Origin of the sequence: Micromonospora sp. CA-246542, from assembly GCF_050942905.1 — a bacterium.
Taxonomy (GTDB): domain Bacteria; phylum Actinomycetota; class Actinomycetes; order Mycobacteriales; family Micromonosporaceae; genus Micromonospora.
On record NZ_CP192040.1, the window covers coordinates 6,264,924 to 6,289,222 of the forward strand.

Here is a 24,299-nt window from a genome sequence, read left to right on the forward strand (position 1 = left end):
ATGCGGGTGTCGGTCTTCACCGAGCCGCACCGGGGTGCCGACTACGACACCCAGCTCCGGTTCGCCCGACTGGCCGAGGCCGGTGGCTTCGAGGGATTCCTGCGGGCCGACCACTACCAGTCGATGGGCGACGACCCCGGCCTGCCCGGCCCGACGGACGCCTGGCTGACCCTCGCCGCGCTGGCCCGGGAGACCGAACGGATCCGGCTCGGCACCCTGGTGACGTCGGCCACCTTCCGCCTGCCCGGCCCCCTCGCCGTGCTGGTCGCGCAGGTCGACCAGATGAGCGGCGGCCGGGTCGACCTCGGCATCGGCGCCGGCTGGTACCAGCGCGAGCACACGTCGTATGGCATCCCCTTCCCGGCCGTCGGGGAGCGCTTCGACCGGCTGGCCGAGCAGCTCGAGGTGATCACCGGGCTGTGGTCCACCCCGGTGGGCGAGACGTACAGCTTCACCGGTGACCACTACCGGCTGGTGGACGCGCCCGCGCTGCCCAAGCCGGCGCAGGTGCCCGGTCCGCCGATCATCGTGGGCGGACGCGGCCCCAAGCGGACCCCCGAGCTGGCCGCCCGGTACGCCGACGAGTTCAACATGCCGTTCAAGTCGGTGGCCGAGACCGCCGGGGCGTACGACCGCGTGCGGGAGGCGTGCGACCGTACCGGTCGGGCCGAGACCGGGCGAGCGCCGCTGGTGCTCTCCGCCGGCATCGTGGTGGCCATCGGGCGTACCGACGCGGAGGCCGCCCGACGGGCCGCGCCCCTGCACGAGAAGAGCGCGCTGCCACCGGAGGACCCGGTGGTCGGCTCGCCGGCACAGCTGGTGCAGCGGATCGGCGAGTTCGCCGAGATCGGCGCGAGCCGGGTGCACCTGCGCCTCACCGACCTCGACGACCTCGACCACCTCGAGCTGATCGCCGCCGAGGTGCTTCCCCAACTGGACGGTGGACGATGACCGACGTGATCGACGGCACCGAGCTCGGGCCCGTGGGCCAGGAGGTCGTGTACGAGAACGACCGGGTCCGGGTCTGGCACATCCGGCTCGAACCGGGTGAGCGCCAGCCCCTGCACCGGCACGACCACCCCTACCTGGTGGTGGCGATCCAGGGCGCGAAGAACGTCGTGCAGACGATCGACGGGACCCGGATCGACGCCGACGAGCCCACCGGCGGTGTCGTGTACCGCGACCCCGGCGCGGTACACATGCTCACCAATGTCGGGGACACGACATACCTGGCCCGACTGGTCGAACTCAAGTAGACCCGCCCGGCGTGCACCGGCGCGCCGCGCGGCGCGCCGGTGGCGATCGGGTGTACCAGGTGCGTAACGTGCCCGACATGGCCTATCGGACCTGGGGCAGACTGCTGCTCACGGCGCTCGGGGTGAGTGTGCTGGCCGGAGCCGGCCAACTCGGCGTCGCGTACGGCTTCGGCATCGTCCGGCTCACCGGCGCCTTCACCGGCTCGACGGTCAACCAGTGGCCGGCCCAGCTCGTCTGGGTGGGCTGGTTCGCCGCGAACGCCGCCGTGGCCGGCGCCGTCCTGACCGGACGACTGGCCCGCCGGGACACCCCGCCGGCCAGCACCGGCCGGCACCTGGCCATCGGTGGTGCCGCCGCGCTCGGCGCGACCGCCGTCGCCCCGCTCTGCATGCAGCCCGCCCGCGCCGCCGAGTTGATCTCGGTGGACCCGGTCTGGGCGGTCGGCATCTGCGCCATCCTCGGCGCGGTCATCGGAGCGGGCGCGGCCATCGCCGTACTGCTCCGGCCGGAGTTGGGCTGGAACATGGCGGCCGTTGCCGGGACGATCTGGCTGCTGGCGCTGGTCTCCGTTCTGCCGTCGCTCGGCACGGCCGGCCCGCTGCCCACGGTGCGACTCGGCGTACTCGAACCGGACTGGCTCAACGACGCGGCCGCGCAGCGCCTGGCGCTGCTCGTGCTGCCCCTGGTGGCGCTGCTCGCGGGCGCGGCGACCGCCGGACTGGCCCGGTGGCGCGGCCAGATCCCGCTGATCAGCGCGGCGACCGGGGTGGCGGGTCCGGTGCTGGTGGCGTTCGCCTACCTGACCGCCGGCCCCGGCGACGCCGTCGACCGCTACCAGACGACCCCCTACTACGGCGCGCTGATCGCCGTCCTCGCCGGCGCCCTCGGGGCCGCGGCGGCCGCCCTGCTGCGCTGGCCCGTCGGCGTCCGCGCCGCCGAGTCCGAGGCGATCGCGCCCACCGACATCCTGCGTCCGCTGCCCACCGGCCCGACGCTGCCGGGTACTGAGCCGGCGACGTCGACGGACCAGGCCGAGGACCACCCCGGGCCCGCCGGCGGACAGCTGGTCGGGACGGCTGCGGGTCCGCGTGCCGGTGACGACACCACCGGTGTACGCACCGTCCCCGCCCACTGGGACTGGCCGTCGGCCACGGCGAGCGGCCAGCACGGCCCGGTCCCCGCCGACGCGACGCGCCCGGGCGAGAGCCCTCGACCCACCGGCCCCCGCCAGCGGTCCGACGCCGCCGGGTCGGCAGCGGACGCCCCGACCCCGGACCCGTCCGCCACCGGCGGGCGGTACGACCGCACACCGGCCCGCGCCTCCTGGCTGACCGACCCGACCGGCGAGTTCACCGCCGGGCGGCAGTCGTCGAGCCGCGCCGAGGACGCAACCGGCGGTGCCGCCGACCCGGCCCGTACCGCTGCGGCGTCCTCCACGCCCGCGACGGCAGCCGTCAGCCCGACGTCCACCACGCCCGCATCGGCAGCCGTCAGCCCGACGTCCGACGCGGGCGGCGACGGCGCGACAGACAGCGCGACGACCGGCTGGGACAAGCCGGCCACCGACCGCACGACGATCAGCGCCACGGAAGCGCCGCCCGACATGGAAGCTCCGCTCGACACGGACGGCTCCGGTGACACGGGCACTCCGCTCGCGGGCACCACCGTCGCTCCGGTCACCCAAAGGGCGGGCACGCGGGCCAGGGGTGGCGCGGGCACGCCGAGCGCGGGCGACACCGGCGAGCCGGTCGCGGCCAATTCCGGCACCCCGAGCACGCAGGGCACGAATCCGCAGGTCGTGGACGTGGCGGGCACGCCGAGCACCGGTCCGCAGGTCGTGGCCAATACCGGCACGCCGAGCATCGGTCCGCAGGTCGTGGCCAACGCCGGCACGCCGAGCACGGGTCCGCAGGTCGTGGACGTGGCGGGCACGCCGAGCACGGAGAGCGGGGACAGCGCGGGCGACCGCGCTGTCGACGCGTCCACGCCCAAGCCGCGTCGCTCGCGCAAACCAAAGTCCGTCCCGGCGGCCACCTCGACGACCGCGACCGACGACGGCACGGCAGCAGCCACCGGGACGAACACCAGCGCGACGGCCACCGCCGGACCGGCCACCGCCGGTACGAGCAGCGCCGGTACGAGCACCGCCGGTACGAGCACCGAGGGGACGACCGGCGGACGCGCCAAGCGGACGGCCCGCGCCGGCAAGGGCACCGACGTGACGAGCGTCGACCAGCCGCTCGGCCACGACGCGTCGCGCCCTTCCGGCGAGAGTGAGAGCGCCACGCCCGACGAAGCGACACGGACCGCTGAAGCGGAAACCGACGCGCGGGCCGCCGAGGGGAGTGCGGACCTGCCCGCCGGAGGCTCCACGCCGGTCCCGGAGTCGAGGGCGGGCCGCCGCACCGAACCCGAGGGTGGCACCGGCGCTTCGCTGTTCGGCGAGCCGACGGCGGGCGACGCGGGGGCCGACCGCTGGACGCCGGCAGCACCGGCCTGGTCGGCCACCCCGTCGTGGACCACGGCGTCGACCGACCCGGAACCGTCGGCTGCGGATGCGCCCGCGAGCGCCGAGGAGTCGACCGACTGGACGCCCCGCTTCCGGCACCGGGCACCCCTGCCCGACCTGAGCCGGGTGCCCACCTGGGACGCCTTCGACACCACCCGCCGCGCCAGATCATCGGATCAGAGCACCGGTACGCCGGACCAGAACACCAGCGCACCGCCCGCCGGCACCGCCGGACCAGCCGTCAGCACGCCGGACCCGGCCCCCGGTACGACCGGCCGGGCCGACCAGGCCAGCGCGATGGCCGCCCTGGCGAGGTCCATCGTGCCGCCGTCGATCCCTCCGGTCGTACCGGAGCAGGGGGGCCCGTCCACCACCGCCGGCAGTGCCGAGCCGGCGAACGACCCCGCGCGGACGTCCACGGACGACGGGCGGTCCTCCCGGCGGGGGCGGCTCGGCGGCCTGTTCCGACGTAACCGGGTGCGGGCCGACGAGGAGAGCCGACCCGCGCCCGACGCGGCGGAGCCGCTGCCCTCGCAGGACGAGGAGTTCGTCGACTGGGTCGCCGGCCTCAGCAAGCCGGTCACCGACAACGAGCCCGAGCAGGAGAGCGGCCGTCGCTCGCTGCGCTCCACCGGCCGCCACCACCGCGACTGACCTGATCGACCCCGGGTTCCGGGAAGCCGGGCCTTCCTGCCGGCCAGGACGCCCCGACTTCCCGGAACCCGGGGTTGACCATGCCAAACGTCAGGCCAGGGGCAGGTAGACCTTCCCGCCGCCGGAGACGAACTCCTCCGACTTGTCCTTCATGCCGCGGGCGGCGTACTCCTTCAGCTCCTGGGTGATCTTCATGGAGCAGAACTTCGGACCGCACATCGAGCAGAAGTGCGCCGTCTTCGCTGGCTCGGCGGGCAGGGTCGCGTCGTGGTACGAGCGCGCGGTCTCCGGGTCCAGCGAGAGGTTGAACTGGTCCTCCCAGCGGAACTCGAACCGCGCCTTCGACAGCGCGTCGTCCCACGCCTGCGCGCCGGGGTGCCCCTTGGCCAGGTCGGCGGCATGGGCGGCGATCTTGTACGCGATCACGCCGGCCTTCACGTCGTCGCGGTCCGGCAGGCCGAGGTGCTCCTTCGGAGTGACGTAGCAGAGCATGGCGGTGCCGAACATGCCGATCATCGCCGCGCCGATCGCGGAGGTGATGTGGTCGTACGCGGGCGCGATGTCGGTGGTCAACGGCCCGAGCGTGTAGAACGGGGCCTCGTGGCACCACTCCTGCTGGAGGTCCACGTTCTCCTTGATCTTGTGCATGGGCACGTGGCCGGGGCCCTCGATCATCACCTGGACGTCGTGCTCCCAGGCGACAGTCGTCAACTCGCCGAGGGTGCGCAGTTCGGCGAACTGCGCCTCGTCGTTGGCGTCCGCGATCGAGCCGGGCCGCAGCCCGTCACCGAGCGAGAACGTCACGTCGTAGCGCGCGAGGATCGCACACAGCTCCGCGAAGTTGGTGTACAGGAAGTTCTCCTCGTGGTGCGCCAGGCACCAGGCCGCCATGATCGAGCCGCCCCGGGAGACGATCCCGGTCACCCGGTCCACGGCCAGCGGCACGTACGGCAGCAGCACCCCGGCATGCACCGTCATGTAGTCCACGCCCTGCTCGGCCTGCTCGATGACGGTCTCGGCGAACACCTCCCAGCTCAACTTCACCGGGTCGCCGCCGACCTTCTCCAGCGCCTGGTAGATCGGCACCGTCCCGATCGGCACCGGGGAGTTGCGCACGATCGCCTCCCGGGTCTCGTGGATCCGCTTGCCCGTGGACAGGTCCATCACGGTGTCCGCGCCCCACCGGGTCGCCCAGGTCAGCTTCTCCACCTCCTCGGCCACCGACGAGCTGACCGCCGACGTGCCGATGTTGGCGTTCACCTTGACCAGGAACGCCTTGCCGATGATCGCCGGCTCGCACTCCGGGTGGTTCACGTTCAGCGGCAGCACCGCCCGGCCGGCGGCGATCTCGGTCCGTACCAGCTCCGGGTCGACGTTCTCCCGGATCGCCACGAACTCCATCTCCGGCGTCACCACACCGGCCCGCGCGTACGCGAGCTGCGTGGGCCGGCGACCGTCCGCGCCGGCCAGCGGCGTGCCCGCGCCCCGCACCGGGGCCACGTCACCGCGCTCGGCGATCCACGGACCACGCAGCGCCGGCAACCCCACCGCCGGGTCGGACCCCGGGCCGGACGTGTCGTAGAGCCGTACCGGCGGATGGTCACCGGTCAGCGGCACCTCCGCGAACGGCACCCGCACATCCGGCCGCGACCCCTCGACGTACACCTTGCCTCGTGCCTGCATGACAACCTCCCTGGTGATCAGGCGGACCAGCCGAAGTGATCCAGCGGTCCGCGCCCCGTGCCCAGCTCCCAGCCCCGCCCGCCGGTCAGCGCGCGGAACACGTACTCCTTGGCGACCTGCACCGCCGCCGGCACCGGATCGCCCAGCGCCAGCCGCACGGCGATGGCCGCCGAGAACGAGCAGCCGGTGCCGTGGGTGTGCCGGGTGTCCACCCGGGGACCGCGCAGCAGGGTGGTGACGCCGCCGCCGCACAGCACGTCGACCGCCTCGTCCCCAGCGACGTCGCCGCCGGTGACCACCACGTACTCCGGGCCGCCGGCCGCGAGGGCCTCGGCGGCCACGACCATCCCCGCGACGTCGTCCACTCCGCGTCCGGTGATGGCCGCGGCCTCCGCGCAGTTCGGCGTCGCCACCCGGGCGTACGGGAGCAGCCGCTCCACCGCGCCCACCACGCCCAGCCGGTGGCCGCTCGTCGCGACCAGCACCGGATCGACGACGAGCTGGGGCAACCGGCCGTCCCGGGCGGCCTGAGCCACCACGTCGGCGACGGCCGGGGTGCCGAGCATCCCCGTCTTGACCGCGCCCACGGTGAAGTCGGCGAGCACGCTGTCCAACTGCTCCGCGACCGTGCGCGGTGGCAACGGCAGGACGGCGTCGACACCCCGGGTGTTCTGCGCGGTGACCGCCGTGAGGACACTCGTGCCGTACGCGCCGAGCGCCGCGAAGACCTTGAGGTCCGCCTGGATGCCCGCGCCGGCGCCGGAGTCGGAGCCGGCGATGGTTAACGTGGTTTTCGGGGTCACTGGCTTTCCTTCGTGGTCGCGGTTTCGGGCTGCGGCCGACCGTGCCCACTCCGGGCGGTCAGGCTTGATCCCTGCGTGGGCACGGTCGGCCGCAGCCCTGACCGGGGGACCTCCGTGCGCCCGTGCCGGCTTCTTTGAACCTTCTGGGTGATCGCCTCTTCGAAGGCGTTGCTCAGTTGGTGGGCTGTTTTCTTGGGGTTTTCTGCGCGCATGAGGGCGCCTAGCACTGCCACTCCGACGGCGCCTGCCTGCACGCAGGCGGTTACCTGTTCCGGAGTTTCGATGCCACCCAGCGCCAACAGGGGCACCGGGCTGACCTCGGCCAGCTTTCGTAGGCCGGCGGCTTCTAGGGGTGGGCCGTAGCCGGGTTTTGTTGTGGTGGGCCAGATTGGGGAGAGGGTGGCGTAGTGCTCGGTGGTGAGGCGGTTCAGTTCGATTTCGTTGTGGCAGGAACGGCCGACCAGGCGGGCCGGTGGCGGCGGGTACGGGCCGGCGGCCGGCAGGTGGACGGCATCGCCACCCAGTGGGTCGGGGCCGGCCACGATGAGGGTTCCGCCGACGTCGGCGAGGATCGCGCGTAGCTCGACGGCGAGGGCGGCGCGCTCGGCGCGGGGCAGGTCCTTCTCCCGCAGCACGACCCAGCGCACTCCCCCGGCGACCGCCCCCGCCACGACCCGTTCGAGACCGCTCCGGGCGACCAGCCGATCGGTCAACAGGACGACCCCCGACGGGACCGGCCCCGTCACAGGTTCGGTCTTCCCTCGTCGGGAGTGGACGCGAGGGCGTGGAAGCGTCGGGCGATCCGGCCCGCGCCCGCCGCGAGGCGGCCGGCCTCGACGGCGTACCGCATCGCCGTGGCCATCGCCACCGGGTCGGCGGCCCGCGTTACCGCGCTGGCCAGCAGGACGGCGTCGCAGCCCAGCTCCATGGCGAGCGCCGCGTCGGAGGCGGTGCCGATGCCGGCGTCGAGGATCACCGGCACGTCCACGCTCTGCCGGATCAGCCGGATGTGGTGCGGGTTGCCGATGCCGAGTCCCGAGCCGATCGGCGCTCCGGCGGGCATCACCGCGGCGCAGCCCACGTCGGCGAGGCGGCGGGCGAGCACCGGGTCGTCACTGGTGTACGGCAGCACCGTGAAACCGTCGGCGACGAGTTCCTCGGCGGCGCGGAGCAGCTCCACCCCGTCGGGCAGCAGCGTCCGCTCGTCGCCGATGACCTCCAATTTCACCCAGTCGGTGTCGAACGCGTCGCGCGCCAGCCGGGCCACCTTCACCGCCTCGGTCGCGGTGTGGCAGCCGGCGGTGTTCGGCAGCAGCCGTACGCCGCACCGGTCCAGCAGGTCCAGCAGCCCGCCTCCGGTGCCCGGCGCGGTGTCCACCCGGCGCAGCGCCAGCGTGACCAGTTCCGTGCCGGACGCCCGGATCGCCTGCTCCAGCACGTGCAGGTTGGCGGCTCCGCCGGTGCCGAGGATCAACCGCGAGCCGAACGTCTCCCCACCCAGTTCGAAGGGCACGCCGCTCACCCGCCCTGCGCGGCGGTGAGCACCTCGACGCGGTCGCCGTCGCGCAGTTCCGTGGCCGGCCAACCGGCCCGGGGCACCACCTCGCCGTTGACCGCGACCGCGACGCCACGCTGGTGCGGCGCGACGTCCTGGACCAGGTCGGCCACCGACGCGCCGCCGGGGACGCGGCGCCCGGCTCCGTTCACCGTCAGCTCCATCACTCCTCCTCGAAACTGCCTGTCGGCCCGGCGAACCGGTCGGCGCCGAAGCCGCTGAGCAGCGGGTCGGGCACTCCGGTGAGCACCAGGTCGGTGATCGCCTCGGCGGTGACCGGGGTCAGGACGATGCCGTGCCGGTGGTGCCCGGTGGCGGCCAGCACGTCCGGCCGGCCGGGCAGCGGCCCGAGGATCGGCGCGTTGTCCGGGGTGCCGGGGCGCAGCCCGGCGACGGCCTCCACCAGGTCGTACTCGGTCAGTTCGGGCAGCAGGTCGACGCCGGCGCGCAGCAGCCGCTGCACCGCGCCGGCGGTGACGGTGGTGTCCGACCGCTCCTCGACCGTCGCGCCGAGCACCACCTCGCCGTCGGCGCGGGGCACCAGGTACACGTGCTCGCCGTCGGCGTACCCCGGATCACGTGCCGGAAGCCCGGCGCGACGCCGCCGGGCGCGCGCAGCCGGAGGATCTGCCCCTTCACCGGCCGCACCGGCAGGCCGGTGAGGGCGGCCGCGCCGCAACCGGCCGCGACCACGGTAATCCCGGCGTCCACATCGGACAGCCGCCGGACCGGCCGCGGCACGAACGCCGCGCCGGCCCGCCGCGCGGCCGTGCGCAGCGCCGGCACCAGTCGCCGGGGATCGACCTGGTGGTCGGTAGGCGCGAGCGCGCCGCCGCGCACCCGGGGCGCGAGCGCCGGCTCGCGGTCGCGCAGCTCACTGGGGCGCAGCGGCGTCACCGGCAGATCCAGACCCTGTTGGTACGCCCACAGCCGGCGGGCCTCGGCCAGGTCGTCGCCGGTCAGCCCGACCATCAGGGTGCCCTCGGTCCGGTAGCCGATCGTGGCGTCGCTGGCCTCGGTCAGCTCGGCGGCGAACGCGGGCCAACGCGCGGCGGAGGCCACCAGCAGCTCGGTCAGTCGCCGTTCCCCGAAGTACGCCTCGGCGACCGGGGAGAGCATCCCGGCGGCGACGGCCGACGCCCCCGACCCGGGAGTCGGGTCGTGCACCTCGACGCGTAGTCCACGGGTGGCACAGCGCCACGCGATCGCCAGCCCGATCGGGCCCGCACCCACCACCGCCACGTCGGCGCGGGTCACGCCAGCGCCCGCAGCAGGTCGGCGGTCGCCCGCCCGGGATCGGCGGCCGAGGAGACCGCCCCGACCACGGCCACCCCGTACGCCCCGGCGGCGCGCAGCGCCGGCACCCGGTCGGCGGTCACTCCCCCGATCGCGATGACCGGCACGTCGACGGCGTCGACGACGTCGCGTACCCCGACGGACCCGATGGGTTCGGGCAGGCCGGCCTTGGTGCTGGTGGCGTGGCACGGGCCGACGCCGAGGTAGGTGGCCCCGGCGACGACCGCCTCGACCGCGCCGCGCGGCTCGCGGGCGGTGACGCCCAGCACGCCGGTGGGGCCGAGCACGTGCCGGGCCGCGGCGACCGGCAGGTCGTCGGCGCCGACGTGTCCACCGGCGGCGCCGACCGCCAGCGCCACGTGCAGTCGGTCGTTGACCAGGCACGTCGCCCCGTACGCCGCGCACAGCGCGAGCACCCGGGCGGCCAGGTCGTACGCCTCGCGGTCGGTGGCGGAGTCCTGGACCCGGACCTGCACGACGAGGTCGGCGCGGGCCGCCGCGAGGGCGGCCCGGACCACGGTGAGGGGATCGCGCCCGGGTCGGGTGTCGGTGATCAGATGCAGTCGTCCAAGGGACGGCACGGCAACGCTCCTCCCTGCGCCGGCATTACCCGGATCAGGTTCGACGGTCGGGGGCTGTCAGCCCCCCTCTCAGCCCGGTACACCGGGCTCCCGTGGGTTACTTGCGTGTCACCGTACGACAGTTCGGCCTCCTCTGCCAAGGGTGGGTCGTCGGCCCCCAGGCGGCGCATCGATCGGGGTGCTTTTTCCTGTCCTGTTCGGAATGTCGCCCGCCGTTGCAGAACCGTTACCCGCCGGCATCTTGCCGGACATCGATGCAGCAGAACTAATTTGTTCAGCGATTCGACAAAATGCCGGCGTGGACGCCTTGGCACGGCGTCCCCACCGGCTCCATCTGGGACGGTCTTCGGCGAGCCGGCCCCGCGATCCCTGTCCACCGCGACATTGGAGGCGGCGTGTCCCGTTCTCGTCGTGCCCGTTTACCACTCACCGCTACCCTGTTGTCCCTCGCGCTGACGTCGACGGCCCTCATCGGGTCCCCGGCGCAGGCGGCTCCGACCGGAGCGCAGATCCCCGCGCGAGACGTGCCTGTCGCGGCTCCGCTCTCCCAGGCGGTGCCGAAGGCGCCGAAGGCCGCAGCGGCCGACCCCTACTCCGTCCTGATCTTCTCGAAGACCGCCGGCTTCCGGCACGACGCCATCCCCACCGGCATCGCCGCCATCCAGCAGCTCGGCGCCACCAACGGCTTCACGGTGGACACCACCGAGGACGGCGCCGCGTTCAGCGACGCCAACCTCGCCAAGTACAAGGCCGTGATCTGGCTCTCCACCACCGGCGACGTTCTCAACGCCGACCAGCAGGCGGCCTTCGAGCGGTACGTGAAGGCCGGCGGCGGTTACGTCGGCGTCCACGCCGCCTCGGACACCGAGTACAGCTGGGCCTGGTACGGCGACCTGGTCGGCGCGTACTTCGCCAACCACCCCCAGAACCAGCAGGCCACCGTCAAGGTGGAGGACCCGGCCCACCCGTCCACCGCCGGACTGCCGGAACGCTGGTCCCGGTTCGACGAGTGGTACAACTTCCAGACCAACCCCCGGTCGGACGTGCACGTCCTGGCCAGCCTGGACGAGAAGAGCTACACCCCGGGCGCCGGCGCGATGGGCGCCGACCACCCGACGGCGTGGTGCCAGGACTTCGACGGTGGCCGCTCCTGGTACACCGGCGGCGGGCACACCCGTGAGTCGTACGCCGAGCCCGAGTTCCTCAAGCACCTGCTCGGCGGCATCCAGACGGCGGCCGGCGTGGTCGACGCCGACTGCGGCGCGTCGAAGACCTCCAACTTCGAGAAGGTCACGCTGGACAGCAACACCAGCAACCCGATGGAGCTGGACATCGCCCCCGACGGGCGGGTCTTCTACATCGAACGCGACGGTCGGGTGCAGATCATCAAGCCGGACACCGGCAACACCGTCACCGCCGTCGACCTGGACGTCTTCACCGGCAACGAGGACGGCCTGATCGGCATCCGGCTCGACCCGGACTTCGCCACCAACAAGTGGGTGTACCTGTACTACGCCCCGAACGACAACGTCACGCGGAACCTGCTGTCCCGGTTCACCGTAACCGGCGACACCATCGACCTGGCGAGCGAGAAGCAGGTGCTGCGGGTCGACACCCAGCGCAACACCTGCTGCCACGCGGGCGGCAGCATGACCTTCGACAGCGCCGGCAACCTGTACCTGGCCACCGGTGACAACACCAACCCGTTCGAGTCGAACGCGTACGCGCCGCTCGACGAGCGTCCGGGTCGCCAGGACTACGACTCGCAGCGCACGTCGGCCAACACGAACGACCTGCGCGGCAAGGTGCTCCGGATCCACCCGGAGGACAACGGCACGTACACCGTCCCGTCCGGCAACCTCTTCCCGGCGGGCACCGAGAAGACGCGTCCCGAGATCTACGCGATGGGCTTCCGCAACCCGTTCCGGATCGGCACCGACCCGAAGACCGACACGCTGTACGTCGGTGACTACGGGCCGGACGCCAACTCGAACAACCCGGACCGGGGCCCGCGGGGTCTGGTCGAGTGGAACGTCGTGACCCCCGGCAACTACGGCTGGCCGTACTGCACGGGCACGAACGAGGCGTACAACGACTACACGTTCCCGTCCGGCCCGAGCGGTCCGAAGTTCGACTGCGCCGCGCCGGTCAACAACTCGCCCAACAACACGGGCCTGACCAACCTCCCGCCGGTCGTCCCGGCCACCGTCGACTACGGCTACGCCGGTGACGCGCGGTACCCGGAGATCGGTGGCGGTGGCGCGCCGATGGGCGGCCCCGCCTACCGGTACGACGCCAACCTCAACTCGACCCGCAAGTGGCCGGCCTACTTCGACGGCAAGGCGCTGCTGGGCGAGTGGAACCAGAACAAGATGTACACGATGCAGATGACCGCCGACGGCAAGTCGTTGGTGGACATCAACCAGTTGCTCCCCGGCATGTCGATGATCCGGCCGATGGACTTCGAGTTCGGTCCGGACGGCGCGCTGTACCTGATCGAGTGGGGCAGCGGCTTCGGCGGCAACAACGACAACTCCGGGGTCTACCGGATCGACTACACCGCCGGTGACCGTGCGCCGATCGCGGCGGCGGCCGCCAACCCGACCTCGGGTCCGGCCCCGTTGACGGTGGAGTTCTCCAGCGCCGGCTCCCGGGACCCGGACGGTGGCACGCTCACCTACGCCTGGGCGTTCGGTGACGGGCAGACCTCCACCGAGGCCAACCCGACGCACACGTACGCCACGGCGGGCAACTACACCGCCCAGCTCACCGTGACCAACCCGAAGGGCCGCACGGCGGTGGCCAACGTACCGGTCACCGTGGGCAACACCGCGCCGACGGTGACCATCGAGTTCCCGCCGGACGGTGGCTTCTTCAACTGGGGTGACCAGGTCCGCTACACGGTCAAGGTGACCGACCCCGAGGACGGCCAGATCGACTGCACCAAGGTGAACCTCCAGGTGCTGCTCGGTCACGACGAGCACGCCCACCCGCTGGAGCAGCACACCGGCTGCACCGGCACGGTCCAGACGTCGCTCGCCTCCGGGCACGGCGCCGAGGCCAACGTGTTCGCGGTCTTCGAGGCCACCTACACCGACAAGGGCGGCGCGGGCGGTTCCGGCGCGCTCACCGGCCGGCAGATCGAGATCCTGCAGCCCAAGCAGAAGCAGGCCGAGTACTTCACCGCCACCGGGCGTACCCCGGTGAGCACGGGCGGCGGCGACGCCGGCGTGCAGCGCGAGGCCGCGACCGACACCGCCGGTGGCGGGCAGAGCATCGCGTTCATCGAGGACGGCGACTGGTGGTCGGTCGTTCCGGCGAACCTCACCAACATCACCGAGATCCGGTTCCGGGCCGCCTCGGCCGCCGCAGGCGGTCGGATCGAGGTCCACGCCGGTGCGGTCGACGGACCGGTCGTGGCCACGGCCACCGTTCCGGCGACCGGCGGGTGGCAGACGTACACGGACGTGAGCGCGCCGGTGACCGGTGCCGCGAGCGGCGGGCTGTACTTCGTGGCCCGCGACCCGAACGGCGGAACGGGTTCGCTGTTCAACGTCAACTGGATGGACTTCGTCGGTCGCGGCGTCACCGAGAACGGGCCGCCGGTGGTCACCGCCACCGCGACCCCGACCACGGGCACCGTGCCGCTCACCGTCGCCTTCGACGGCACGGCCACCGACGCCGAGGGTGACACCCCGCTGACGTACGCCTGGGACTTCGGTGACGGCGGTACGGCGTCCACCCTGGACGCCAGCCACACGTACACCAGCGTCGGTGCCTTCACGGCCACCCTCACGGTGACCGACAGCAAGGGCGCCAAGTCGTACGCCACGGTGCCGGTGCGGGTCAACGCTCCGGACACGTCCTGCCTCGGGGCGCGTTCGGACGACTTCAACGGCAACACGCTGGACAAGAGCCGGTGGACCACCGTGGTCCGGGAGAACCAGCTCTACTCGCTCAGCGGCGGCGCGCTGAAGCTGCCCACCGCGGTGGGTGACCTCTACGGCGCCCGCAACGACGCCACCAACCTGGTGCTCCAGCCGGCGCCGACCGGCGCCTGGGAGATGACCACCAAGGTCACCCTCCCGGTGACGGCCAACTACCAGCAGGCCGGCCTGCTGGTGTACGGCGACGACGACAACTACGCCAAGGTGGACCTGCTCTACAACGGCAGCCGTCGGGTGGAGTTCATCCGGGAGACGGCGGCCACGCCGCGCAACGACGCTGCCGACGCCACCAACGCACCGGCCGGTGACACCGTGTACCTGCGGATCACCAGCGACGGGACGAACCTGACCGCGGCCACCTCGGGCGACGGGCAGACGTTCACCACGGTCGGCCGCTCGGCCGCGCTGGCCGGCATCACCAACCCGCGGATCGGGGTGTTCGCCCTCAACGGCGGCACCGAGGCCCCGGTGGTGGACGCCGCGTTCGACTCGTTCGTGGTCACGCCGGACGCTCCGGCCGGCCCGGTCGACCCGTCGGACGAGTTCACCGGCACCACGCTGGACAAGTGCCGGTGGGACGCCATCGTTCGGGAGGACCCGAACGGCTACCGGGTGACCGACGGCGCGCTGCGGATCGACGTGCCGAACGGTGACATCTACGGCACCGACAACACCGGTCCGAAGAACTTCATCCTCCAGACCGCGCCCTCGGGCGACTGGACCCTGGAGACCAAGGTCGACGGCAGTCTGCTGAACGAGCAGTACCAGCAGGCCGGTCTGCTCGTGCAGGCCGACGACGACAACTACCTGAAGTTCGACTTCATCGCCGACAACACGGCCGGCTCGGCGGTGACGCGGCGGATCGAGTTCCGCAGCGAGATCGCCGGGACGGTGCAGAGCCCGCAGCCGGAGGCGACGAGCCTCACCTCGGCGGTGTGGTACCTGCGCCTGGCCCGGGTGGGCGACACCTTCACCGCGTCGTACTCGGCCGACGGGACGACCTGGACCACGCTGGAGGCACTGACCAACAGCGCGGTGGGCGCCACCCCGAAGGTGGGTCTCTTCACCCTCGGCGCCAACCAGACGGCGTCGAAGACGGCCGCGTTCGACTACTTCCGGTTGAGCACGAAGGTGGCCGACGACAAGGCGCCGGTCACCACCGCGGCGGTGTCCGGCACCCCCACCGACGGGTGGTACACCGGTCCGGTGACGGTCACCCTGACCGCCGCCGACGAGGCCGGTGGCAGCGGGCTCGCCAGCACGGAGTACCAGCTGGACGGGGCCACCGCGTGGACGTCGTACACCGCGCCGGTGGCGATCAGCGGTGACGGCGAGCACGAGCTGCGCTTCCGCTCGACCGACAAGGCCGGCAACGTGGAGTCGACGAAGACCGTCACGGTCAAGATCGACGCCACCGCTCCGGTCACCACGGCGACGTTCGCTCCGGCAAACGACGCGGGCTGGCACAACGGGACCATCCCGGTGGTGCTCGCCGCGACCGACGCCGGTTCCGGGGTCAAGACGGTCGAGTGGTCGCTGGACGGTGGCGCATGGACGCCGTACACGGAGCCGGTCGAGGTGACCGGTGACGGTCAGCACGAGCTGCTGTACCGCTCCACCGACAAGGCGGGCAACGTCGAGACGCTCAAGTCGGCGATCCTGAAGATCGACGGCACCAAGCCGACGCTGCTGGTCTCCGGCATCGCCGACGGCCAGCTCTACGGCGACAGCCAGGACGTCCGCGTGTCCTGGCAGGCCGTGGACCCGACTTCGGGCATCGCGTCCGTGGTCGGCCAGCTCGACGGCAACACGTACGCCAGCGGCACCCTGCAGGCCATGTACGAGCTGTCGCTCGGCCTGCACGAGCTGACCGTCACCGCGACCGACAAGGCCGGCAACAAGACGACCTCGAACGTCCGGTTCTTCGTCACCACCTCGTTCCGGGACATGCAGTTCCTGCTGGACCGGTTCAAGGCGACGGGGCGGTTGTCGGCCACGGCGCACAAGCAGTTGACCGCCAAGCTCGACGCGGCCCGCCAGGCCGAGGCGGCCGGCAACGACAGCAAGGCGATCAAGCAGCTGACCCAGTTCCGGGAGCTCGCCACCAACGCCACCCTGGTGGCCGAGGCCGAGATCCGGGACACCCTCACCCGGGACGCCGACGCGATGATCGTGCGGCTCGGCGGTACGGCCAGCAAGGCCGGCGTCAAGGCCAATGACGGCGAGCCGGTCAAGGGCACGGGACGGCTCGGTGGCGACGCCACCCGGCTGGCACCCGGTCGCCAGCTCTGATCCGATCGAGGCCCCTCTCCGACGCTCCGGCGTCGGGGAGGGGCCTCCCTCATTAGGGAGGAGACGTCCGTGACGCGTATCCGCACGGCGGTCGCCGCCGTCCTCGTCGGACTGGCCCTGACGCTGGTCGCCGCGGCCCCGGCCGCCGCACGGGCCGACAAGTTGAAGCTGGTGGTGGCCGGCGACGGGGCCGTCGGAGTCACCATCCAGGCCACCTACGCCGATGGCCGCCGGCTCGACCAGGTGGTGCGGTTGACCCTCACCGCCATCGGCCCGGACAAGCAGCAGGTCGGCCCGGTGCAACTGGAGCCGGCACCGGAGGGGCAGGGCTTCTACAGCAGCGGTCCGGTGCTCTCCCCCGGCACCTGGAAGGTGACGGTGAACGCCCCGGCGCCGTACGGCACCAAGACCACCGCGACCGTGCAGGCGCAGGTGGCGCAGAGCCAGCCACCGCCCACCCCGGTCGCGCTGACCAAGCCGACCACCGGAGCGGGCGCTCCCGGGTGGTGGCCGTTCGCGGCGGCCGGGCTGGTGCTCGTCGCCGCGGCGATGGGGGTGGCCATGCTCTTCGGCCGCCGCCGTCCCGACTGACCGACACCGACGACGAAGGGCCGGGTCGCAAGCGCTGCGACCCGGCCCTTCGTGTTTCGGCTCAGAGAATGTCGCGCAGGGCCGTCAGGTCCTCGTCGGTGGGCTCCCAGGTGCCGGCGGCGGCGTTGGCGTGCACCTGCTCGGCGCTGGTGGCGCCGGCGATCACCGAGGTCACCGCGGGCTGGGCGGCCAGGCCACCGATCGCCACCTGGAGCATGGTCAGACCCCGCTCGTTCGCGTACGCCTCGATGGCCTCGATGGTGTCCCAGTCGGCCGCCGCGAGCCGGTCGGCGTACCGGCCGCCACCGGAGAGCCGGCTGCCGGCCGGAGGCTGCTCGCTGCGCTTGTACTTGCCGGTGAGCAGGCCGTTGGCGAGCGGGAAGAATGGCAGCATTCCGAGGCCGAACCGCTCACACGCCGGAATCACCTCGGTCTCGACGGAGCGCTCCAGCAGGCTGTAGTGGTTCTGCGCGCTGATGAAGCGGGCCTGGCCGTTTGACGACGCGACCCAGTCCGCGTCGGCGATCTGCCAGCCGGTGAAGTTGGAGTTGCCCAGGTAGCGCACCTTGCCGTCCCGGACCAGGTCGTCCAGCGCGGCGAGGGTCTCGTCGATCGGCGTACCCGGGTCGGGCTCGTGCATCTGGTACAGGTCGATGTGGTCGGTCCCGAGCCGGCGCAGCGACGCCTCGACCGCGCGGGCGATGTACCGGCGCGCGCCACGCGCCCCGAAGTCCGGGCCGTTGAGGCCGTTCATGTCCATACCGAACTTGGTGGCCACCACCACGTCGTCGCGGCGACCCTTGAGCGCCTGCCCGAGCAGTTCCTCCGAGCCACCCTGCGGCTCACCGTAGATGTCGGCGGTGTCGAACAGGGTGATCCCGGCGTCCAGGGCGGCGTCCACCACCGCTCGCGTGCCGTCGAGGTCCAGCTTGCGGCCGAAGTTGTTGCAGCCGATTCCGACGACGGAAACCACGAGCCCGGAGTCGCCCAGCCGGCGATAGGTCATCTCAGTCACGAGATCCACCCTATGCCGGCTGGAGGCACGCCCGCCCGGCGACCGATCAGCCGACGTCCCAGACCGGCTCGGGGGTTTCCACCACCTCGTTGTCGCCCCGGAACAGCACGAACCGGTCGAAGGATCGGGTGAACCACCGGTCGTGCGTGACGGCCACCACCGTCCCCTCGAACGCGTTCAGACCCGCTTCGAGGGCTTCCGCGCTGGCCAGGTCGAGGTTGTCGGTGGGTTCGTCGAGCAGCAACAGGGTCGCCCCGGACAACTCCAGCAGGAGTACCAGGAAGCGGGCCTGCTGCCCTCCGGAGAGGGTGCCGAAGCGCTGGTCACCCTGCCCGGCCAGCTCGTACCGACTGAGCACCCCCATCGCCGCGTGCCGGTCCATCCCCTGGCGGTGCTCGTCGCCCCGCCACAGGATCTCGACAAGCGTCTTCCCCATCAGCTCCGGTCGGTCGTGCGTCTGGGAGAAGTGCCCGGGGCGGACCCGCGCGCCGAGCCGGGCCACGCCGTCGTGCACCACGGGCGCGAGCGCGCCCGCGCCGTCGACCGGCCCGTTCGCCGGGTCGGGGTCGGTGCCGCCGCGCGCCAGCAGCCGCAGGAAGTGCGACTTGCCGGTGCCGTTGGCGCCGAGGACCGCCAGCCGGTCGCCGTACCAGATCTCCAGGTCGAAGGGGAAGGTCAGGCCGTCCAGCTCGAGCTGGTCGCAGACGACCGCGCGCTTGCCGGTCCGCCCGCCGGTCAGCCGCATCCGGATGTCCTGGTCCTTGGGGGGTACGGGCGGAGGCCCGGCCTCCTCGAACTTGCGCAGCCGGGTCTGCGCGGCCTGGTACCGCGAGGCCAACCCGTCGTTGTACGCGGCCTTCTGCTTGTACATCAGCATCAGCTCGCGCAGCTTCTGGTGTTCCTCGTCCCAGCGTCGACGCAGCTCGTCGAGGCGGGCGTGCCGGGCCACCCGGGCCTCATGCCAACTGGCGAAACCACCCGGGTGCACCCAGGCGCTGCCGCCCTCGACGGCGACCACCCGGTCGGCGCTCTGCGCCAACAGCTCACGGTCGTGCGAGACGTAGAGCACCGACTTCGTCGACTCCCGCAGTCGCGCCTCCAACCAACGCTTGCCGGGCACGTCGAGGAAGTTGTCCGGCTCGTCGAGCAGCAGCACCTCGTCCGGGCCGCGCAGCAGCAACTCCAGGGCGAACCGCTTCTGCTGCCCGCCCGAGAGCGTACGTACCGGGCGGTCCCGTACGGCGTCCCACGGCTGGTCGAGCACGATGGTGGCGACGGTGTCGAAGAGCACCTCGGCGTCGTACCCGCCGGTCTCGCCCCAGGCGCCGAGCGCGTCCGCGTACGCCAACTGTGCCTTGCCCGCGGCGTTGCTGAACTTGCCGTGGGCCTCGGCCGCCCGCATGGCCGCCTCGGTCTCGCCGAGCCGGCGGCCGGCGTCGCGCAGCGCCGGCGGGGCCAGCGACAGGGCCAGGTCGGCGAGCGTCGTCTCGTCGCCGATCATGCCGATGAACTGCCGCATCACGCCCAGGCCGCCGGCCCGCGCGATGCTGCCCGCGCGTACCGGAAGGTCACCGGCGACCATCCTCAGCAGTGTCGTCTTGCCGGCGCCGTTCGGCCCGACCAGGGCGACCTTGGCGCCCTCACCGACCCGGAACGACACGTCGGCGAAGAGTTCCCGACCGTCGGGCAGGGTGTGCCCGACCGCTGCCACGTCCACGTATCCCACGCCGGGATCCTGCCCCAACCGGGACCGGTAGGGACATCCAATTACCGGGTGACCCGCAGCACCCGGAAGCCCTTCTGGCTGGCGTGCCGCTCGACCTGCCAGCCCTGTTCGACGAGCCAGCGGTGCAGCGAGTCGCCACCCAGGTGCCGGGCGACGACCAGCCAGCCGACGCCGTCCGGGGCGAGCCGGGGCAGCCAGCGCCGCAGCAGGTCGTGCAGCTCGTCCTTGCCGATCCGGATGGGCGGGTTGGACCAGAGCTGGGCGAAGGTCACCTCCGCCGGTACGTCGTCGGGCGCGCTCACCCGGACCCGGTCACCGGCGCCGATCCTCGCCGCATTGGCGGCGGTGAGGTCGCGGGCGCGGGAGTTGACGTCGACGGCCCAGACGGTGCTCGTCGGCGCGAGGTCGGCCAGGACGCACGCGATGGGTCCGAACCCGCAGCCGAGGTCGAGCAGGTCACCTGTGGTGTCGGCGGTGGGCAGGTCGGCCTTGCGCAGGAGTACCGCGGTGCCGGGATCGAGACGGCTGGCGGAGAAGACACCGCCGGCCGAGGCGAGTCGGTAGTCGCGGTCGGCGACGGAGAATTCGACCTCGCGCGCCGGTGCGTCGCTGGCGGGCTGCGCGGTGAAGTAGTGGTCGCCGGTCACGTCGGCAATTCTCGCATCGGCTCGGGCGGCTCACGACACTGCCCACACCCACATTTCCCTGATATTACCCCCTAAAGGGACAATAACTCCTACTCTGGGCGACATGGTGTATCGGTACCAGTCCGAAGAGGACGCATTCGAGGACCCCGACGGGTCCGACCTGGACGCGCTCGGCGCCGGTCCCCCTCCACCGGCCGGCCCGTCACCGTCGCGTTTCCCCGCGCCGTCGCTGCCCCGGCCCAACCAGTTGGTGCTGCCGTCGAACCAGCCACCGCCGGCCCCCGCGTCACCGCGCCGGTGGCGGCTCCCCGCAGCCAGGTCTACACCTCGGCCCAGCCTGTGGAGCCGTCCGCACGGCGCGGCGGTGGGCGGCTCTGGCAGGTGGTGATCGGCGGCGCCGCCGTCCTCGTCCTGCTCGCGCTCTGCGGCCTGGGCGCCGCCGCGCTGCTGCTGGATCGCGATGCGACACCACAGTCCACCCCGACGTACCAGCCGAACGCCGCGCCGTCCGCCGGCGTCCCGCAGCAGCAGGATCTCGACTCGCGGGACACCGACCAGGCGCCGCTCACCGCGAAGGAACTCTTCCCCGACAAGGAGCTGAAGCTCGCCGAAGGCCAGCCCGCCTACCAGGTGCTGAAGACCCAGTCCAGCGGCAGTTGCGCCGTCGCCGCCACGGACGAGGTCGCGGACCTGCTGGTCCGGCTCGGCTGCAACCAGGTCGTCCGAGCCACCCTGCGGAGCCCCGGCGGTGAGCACCTGGTCACCACCGGCCTGTTCAACCTGACCGACAGGGCCAACGCCGAGCGGGCCCGGGACCGGATCCGGCAGATCCTCGACGAACGGCAGGGTCGGTTCCGGGGGCTGACCGCCGGCGACGACACCGATGCGCTGACCAGCGCCCCGGCCCGGGTGGGCTGGCAGGTCCGCGGCCACTACCTGGCGTACGCGCTGGTGGTCCGCGCCGACGGAACCGCGGTCAAGTCCGGCGACACCAAGATCCGGGAAGTCCTGTTCGACATGCTCGAGGCGCACCTCAGCAAGGGCGTCCTCCAACGGCGGGCCGACATCGGCACTGCCGGGCAGCCAACGGGGGCATCCACCGAGGGCAGCGGCAGCCAGAGCCCCAGCGAGGACGGCGACTGACCCACGACCGCGTCCGACGGGTGTGCCGCCGAACAGGTGGCCCACCCGTCGTCGTCCGTACCGGGTCCGCCCGTCAGCCCTCGACCGGCACGCGCAGCCGGCGCGTCAGGTCGGCACGGCGCGCGTAGTCCGCCGGATCGTCCGGGTAGCCGACCGCGACCAGGGTCAGCCCGTGCGCCGGCGCCACCGTCACCTCGCTGGACCGCTCCTGCCGGTTCAGCAGGCTGCCCGGCCACCGCACCGGCCGGCGGCCGTCGCCGGCCGCGAGCATCGCCCCCACGAGGCTGCGCACCATCGCCTGACAGAACGCGTCCGCCTGCACGGTGGCGACCAGGATGCCGTCCGGGTCCCGCCGCCAGTCCAACCGGGTCACCTCGCGCAGCGTCGTCGCGTTCTCCTTGCGTCGGCAGTACGCGGCGAAGTCGTGCTCCCCCACCAGGCCCTCGGCCGCGGCGTTCAGGGCCGCCAGGTCCAGCGCCCGCGGCCAGGCCAACACCTCGTGCCGGCGGAGCGGCTCCGCGCCGTACGGGGCGTCGGTCACCCGGTACTCGTAACGCCGGTAGGTGGCCGAGAAGCGGGCGTCGAAGTCGGTGGGCACCTCGGTCATCGCCCGTACCCGCACGTCGGTGGGGAGCAGCCGGGCCAGCCGGCGCAACAGCCGCCCCTCGTGCTCCCGCCACACCTCGACGGGTAGGTCCAGGTGACAGACCTGCCCGGAGGCGTGCACCCCCGCGTCGGTCCGGCCCGCGACGGTCAGGCCGGTCGCCGTACCCGCGCCCAGGACCAGGTCCAGGGTCTCGACGAGCACCCCGGCGACGGTCCGCCGCGTCGGCTGGGGCGCCCACCCGGAGAAACCCGCGCCGTCGTACGAGACGTCCAGCCGCAGCCGGATCCGCTCGTCCACCTCGTACCTCCTGTTACGGGTCGGGCCCGACACCCCGAAAGGGGTGCCGGGCCCGCACTGATGCCCGAGGTCAGGCCTTGTTCTCCTCGGTGGCGAGGTCGCTGTCCTCGCGCGCCTCGGCGGTGTCGCCGGAGGCCGACACCGGCGCCTCGGAGTCCTGGTCGGCGTCGGCCGACTTCGGAGCGTCCTCGGCCGGCGCGAGCGCCTCGACCTTGTCCTGCTGCGCGGCCTTGCGGGCGGCGGTCTTCTTGTTCACCTTCGGCTCGGCGACCTGAAGCTCCTCCACCAGCTCGATGATCGCCATCGGCGCGTTGTCACCCTTGCGCGGACCGGTCTTCACGATCCGGGTGTAACCGCCGGGGCGGTTGGAGTACCGGGGCGCGATCTGGTCGAACAGGGCGTAGACGACGTCCTTGTCCTTGACGACACCCAGCACCCGACGCCGCGAGGCGAGGTCACCGCGCTTGGCCTTGGTGATGAGCTGCTCGGCCAGCGGGCGCAGCCGCCGGGCCTTCGTCTCGGTGGTCTGGATCTTGCCGTGCTGGAACAGCGCGGTCGCCAGGTTGGCGAGCATCAGCCGCTCGTGCGAGGGGCTGCCGCCGAGGCGGGGGCCCTTGGTGGGCGTGGGCATTTTTGGTGCTCCTCAGTTGTGGCGGCAGCGCGGACTAGAGCTGCTCGGTCTCGCGGTAGTCGTCGGTGTCGTAGTCGGCCTCGCCGAAGGTGTCCACGACGTGCGCCGGGTCGAAGTTCGGAGCCGAGTCCTTCAGCCCGAGACCCATCCCGGCGAGCTTCATCTTGACCTCGTCGATCGACTTCTGACCGAAGTTGCGGATGTCGAGGAGGTCGGCCTCGGTACGCCCGATGAGCTCACCAACGGAGTTGATGCCCTCGCGCTTGAGGCAGTTGTAGGAGCGGACGGTCAGGTCCAGCTCCTCGATCGGCAGAGCGAGGTCCGCCGCCAGCTGGGCGTCCTGCGGGGACGGCCCGATGTCGATGCCCTCAGCCGTCTCGTCCAGCTCACGAGCCAGACCGAACAGCTCCACCAGCGTCGAGCCGGCGGAGGCCAGCGCGGTGCGCGGGCCCATCGACGGCTTGGTCTCGACGTCGATGATGAGCCGGTCGAAGTCGGTGCGCTGCTCGACGCGGGTCGCCTCGACGCGGTAGGTCACCTTCAGCACCGGCGAGTAGATCGAGTCGACCGGGATCCGGCCGATCTCGGCGCCGGACTGCTTGTTCTGGGCGGCCGTCACGTAGCCCCGGCCCCGCTCGACGGTCAGCTCCATGTCGAGCCGGCCCTTGCCGTTCAGGGTCGCGAGCTTGAGGTCCGGGTTGTGCACCGAGACGCCGGCCGGGGGCTGGATGTCGCCCGCCGTCACGTCGCCCGGGCCCTGCTTGCGCAGGTACATGCTGACCGGCTCGTCGTGCTCGGAGCTGACGCACAGCTCCTTGATGTTCATGACGAGCTCGACCACGTCCTCCTTGACACCGGGGATCGTGGTGAACTCGTGCAGCACGCCGTCGATCTTGATCGAGGTGACCGCCGCACCCGGGATCGACGACAGCAGCGTGCGCCGCAGCGAGTTGCCCAGGGTGTAGCCGAAGCCCGGCTCGAGCGGCTCGATGGCGAACCGCGACCGGGTCTCGTTGATCGACTCCTCGGAGAGGGAGGGTCGCTGGCTGATGAGCATCTTTTCTC

18 protein-coding genes, 1 pseudogene and 1 riboswitch are annotated in these 24,299 nt (G+C 72.4%); of the genes and pseudogenes, 6 read left to right on the forward strand and 13 right to left on the reverse strand.

All coding sequences use genetic code 11. The annotated features are described in order from the left end of the window. From ACQP0N_RS29045 to ACQP0N_RS29055, 3 genes are all read left to right on the forward strand, one after another. Positions 1–951: an LLM class F420-dependent oxidoreductase gene (locus ACQP0N_RS29045; protein WP_433121876.1), complete on the forward strand. Its 951-nt coding sequence runs from the start codon at positions 1–3 to the stop codon at positions 949–951. Next, a complete protein-coding gene (locus tag ACQP0N_RS29050; RefSeq protein WP_355050737.1) occupies positions 948–1,256 on the forward strand; it encodes a cupin in 309 nt (102 codons plus the stop codon). Before ACQP0N_RS29045 ends, ACQP0N_RS29050 begins: the two co-directional genes overlap by 4 nt. A 77-nt stretch (positions 1,257–1,333) precedes the next feature. Beyond that, the gene (locus tag ACQP0N_RS29055) at positions 1,334–4,420 is read left to right on the forward strand and encodes a hypothetical protein (RefSeq protein WP_433115547.1); all 3,087 of its coding nucleotides are present in this window, start codon (positions 1,334–1,336) and stop codon (positions 4,418–4,420) included. A gap of 90 nt (positions 4,421–4,510) precedes the next feature. On the opposite strand, the gene thiC is transcribed toward ACQP0N_RS29055, so the two are convergent. The 7 genes and pseudogenes from thiC to thiE all read right to left on the reverse strand — a co-directional run bounded on the left by thiC (position 4,511) and on the right by thiE (position 10,338). Further along, on the reverse strand, positions 4,511–6,103 hold the full coding sequence (gene thiC / locus ACQP0N_RS29060) for a phosphomethylpyrimidine synthase ThiC (RefSeq protein WP_433115549.1): 1,593 nt from the start codon (positions 6,101–6,103) through the stop codon (positions 4,511–4,513). A 17-nt stretch (positions 6,104–6,120) separates the two neighbouring features. Next, entirely contained in the window at positions 6,121–6,906 is a 786-nt protein-coding gene (thiD, locus tag ACQP0N_RS29065; RefSeq protein WP_433115551.1) for a bifunctional hydroxymethylpyrimidine kinase/phosphomethylpyrimidine kinase, read from the reverse strand. Next, positions 6,903–7,652: a thiamine phosphate synthase gene (locus ACQP0N_RS29070; RefSeq protein ID WP_433115553.1), complete on the reverse strand. Its 750-nt coding sequence runs from the start codon at positions 7,650–7,652 to the stop codon at positions 6,903–6,905. The genes thiD and ACQP0N_RS29070 overlap by 4 nt, the downstream gene beginning before the upstream one ends. Continuing rightward, positions 7,649–8,428, reverse strand: coding sequence for a thiazole synthase (locus ACQP0N_RS29075; protein WP_357393848.1), 780 nt, complete (start codon positions 8,426–8,428; stop codon positions 7,649–7,651). Before ACQP0N_RS29075 ends, ACQP0N_RS29070 begins: the two co-directional genes overlap by 4 nt. Beyond that, positions 8,425–8,625 carry a sulfur carrier protein ThiS gene (thiS, locus tag ACQP0N_RS29080; protein ID WP_433115556.1) on the reverse strand — a complete coding sequence of 67 codons (201 nt, stop codon included), beginning with the start codon at positions 8,623–8,625 and terminating at the stop codon, positions 8,425–8,427. Before thiS ends, ACQP0N_RS29075 begins: the two co-directional genes overlap by 4 nt. Beyond that, positions 8,625–9,718: pseudogene (gene thiO / locus ACQP0N_RS29085) on the reverse strand (glycine oxidase ThiO). Before thiO ends, thiS begins: the two are co-directional and overlap by 1 nt. Beyond that, positions 9,715–10,338, reverse strand: a complete 624-nt coding sequence (gene thiE / locus ACQP0N_RS29090) for a thiamine phosphate synthase (RefSeq protein WP_433115558.1) — start codon at positions 10,336–10,338, stop codon at positions 9,715–9,717. Before thiE ends, thiO begins: the two are co-directional and overlap by 4 nt. Beyond that, positions 10,333–10,442, reverse strand: a riboswitch (TPP riboswitch). It overlaps the preceding gene by 6 nt. A gap of 291 nt (positions 10,443–10,733) precedes the next feature. Between thiE and ACQP0N_RS29095 the strand changes: the two genes are divergently transcribed. Beyond that, the gene (locus ACQP0N_RS29095; RefSeq protein WP_433115560.1) at positions 10,734–16,577 is read left to right on the forward strand and encodes a ThuA domain-containing protein; all 5,844 of its coding nucleotides are present in this window, start codon (positions 10,734–10,736) and stop codon (positions 16,575–16,577) included. A gap of 69 nt (positions 16,578–16,646) precedes the next feature. Further along, complete coding sequence (locus ACQP0N_RS29100) at positions 16,647–17,168, forward strand: hypothetical protein (protein ID WP_433115562.1); 522 nt, start codon at positions 16,647–16,649, stop codon at positions 17,166–17,168. Positions 17,169–17,229: 61 nt separating this feature from the next. Here the strand turns inward: ACQP0N_RS29100 and ACQP0N_RS29105 are convergent, their stop codons facing one another. From ACQP0N_RS29105 to ACQP0N_RS29115, 3 genes are read right to left on the reverse strand one after another with little or no spacing between them, the layout of a single operon-like run. Next, positions 17,230–18,192, reverse strand: a complete 963-nt coding sequence (locus tag ACQP0N_RS29105; protein ID WP_433115564.1) for an aldo/keto reductase — start codon at positions 18,190–18,192, stop codon at positions 17,230–17,232. A gap of 37 nt (positions 18,193–18,229) precedes the next feature. Further along, positions 18,230–19,909: an ABC-F family ATP-binding cassette domain-containing protein gene (locus ACQP0N_RS29110; RefSeq protein ID WP_433115566.1), complete on the reverse strand. Its 1,680-nt coding sequence runs from the start codon at positions 19,907–19,909 to the stop codon at positions 18,230–18,232. Between the two features lie 41 nt (positions 19,910–19,950). After that, on the reverse strand, positions 19,951–20,556 hold the full coding sequence (locus ACQP0N_RS29115) for a class I SAM-dependent methyltransferase (protein WP_433115568.1): 606 nt from the start codon (positions 20,554–20,556) through the stop codon (positions 19,951–19,953). Positions 20,557–20,853: 297 nt separating this feature from the next. On the opposite strand from ACQP0N_RS29115, the gene ACQP0N_RS29120 reads away from it, so the two are divergent. Further along, positions 20,854–21,699, forward strand: a complete 846-nt coding sequence (locus ACQP0N_RS29120; protein ID WP_433115569.1) for a hypothetical protein — start codon at positions 20,854–20,856, stop codon at positions 21,697–21,699. Between the two features lie 73 nt (positions 21,700–21,772). Here ACQP0N_RS29120 and truA read toward each other — a convergent pair whose 3' ends face one another. From truA to ACQP0N_RS29135, 3 genes are all read right to left on the reverse strand, one after another. Beyond that, entirely contained in the window at positions 21,773–22,603 is an 831-nt protein-coding gene (gene truA, locus ACQP0N_RS29125) for a tRNA pseudouridine(38-40) synthase TruA (RefSeq protein ID WP_433115571.1), read from the reverse strand. A 70-nt stretch (positions 22,604–22,673) separates the two neighbouring features. After that, the gene (gene rplQ, locus ACQP0N_RS29130; protein ID WP_355050752.1) at positions 22,674–23,234 is read right to left on the reverse strand and encodes a 50S ribosomal protein L17; all 561 of its coding nucleotides are present in this window, start codon (positions 23,232–23,234) and stop codon (positions 22,674–22,676) included. A gap of 34 nt (positions 23,235–23,268) precedes the next feature. Further along, positions 23,269–24,291, reverse strand: coding sequence for a DNA-directed RNA polymerase subunit alpha (locus ACQP0N_RS29135; RefSeq protein WP_007465227.1), 1,023 nt, complete (start codon positions 24,289–24,291; stop codon positions 23,269–23,271). Between the last annotated feature and the right edge of the window lie 8 nt (positions 24,292–24,299).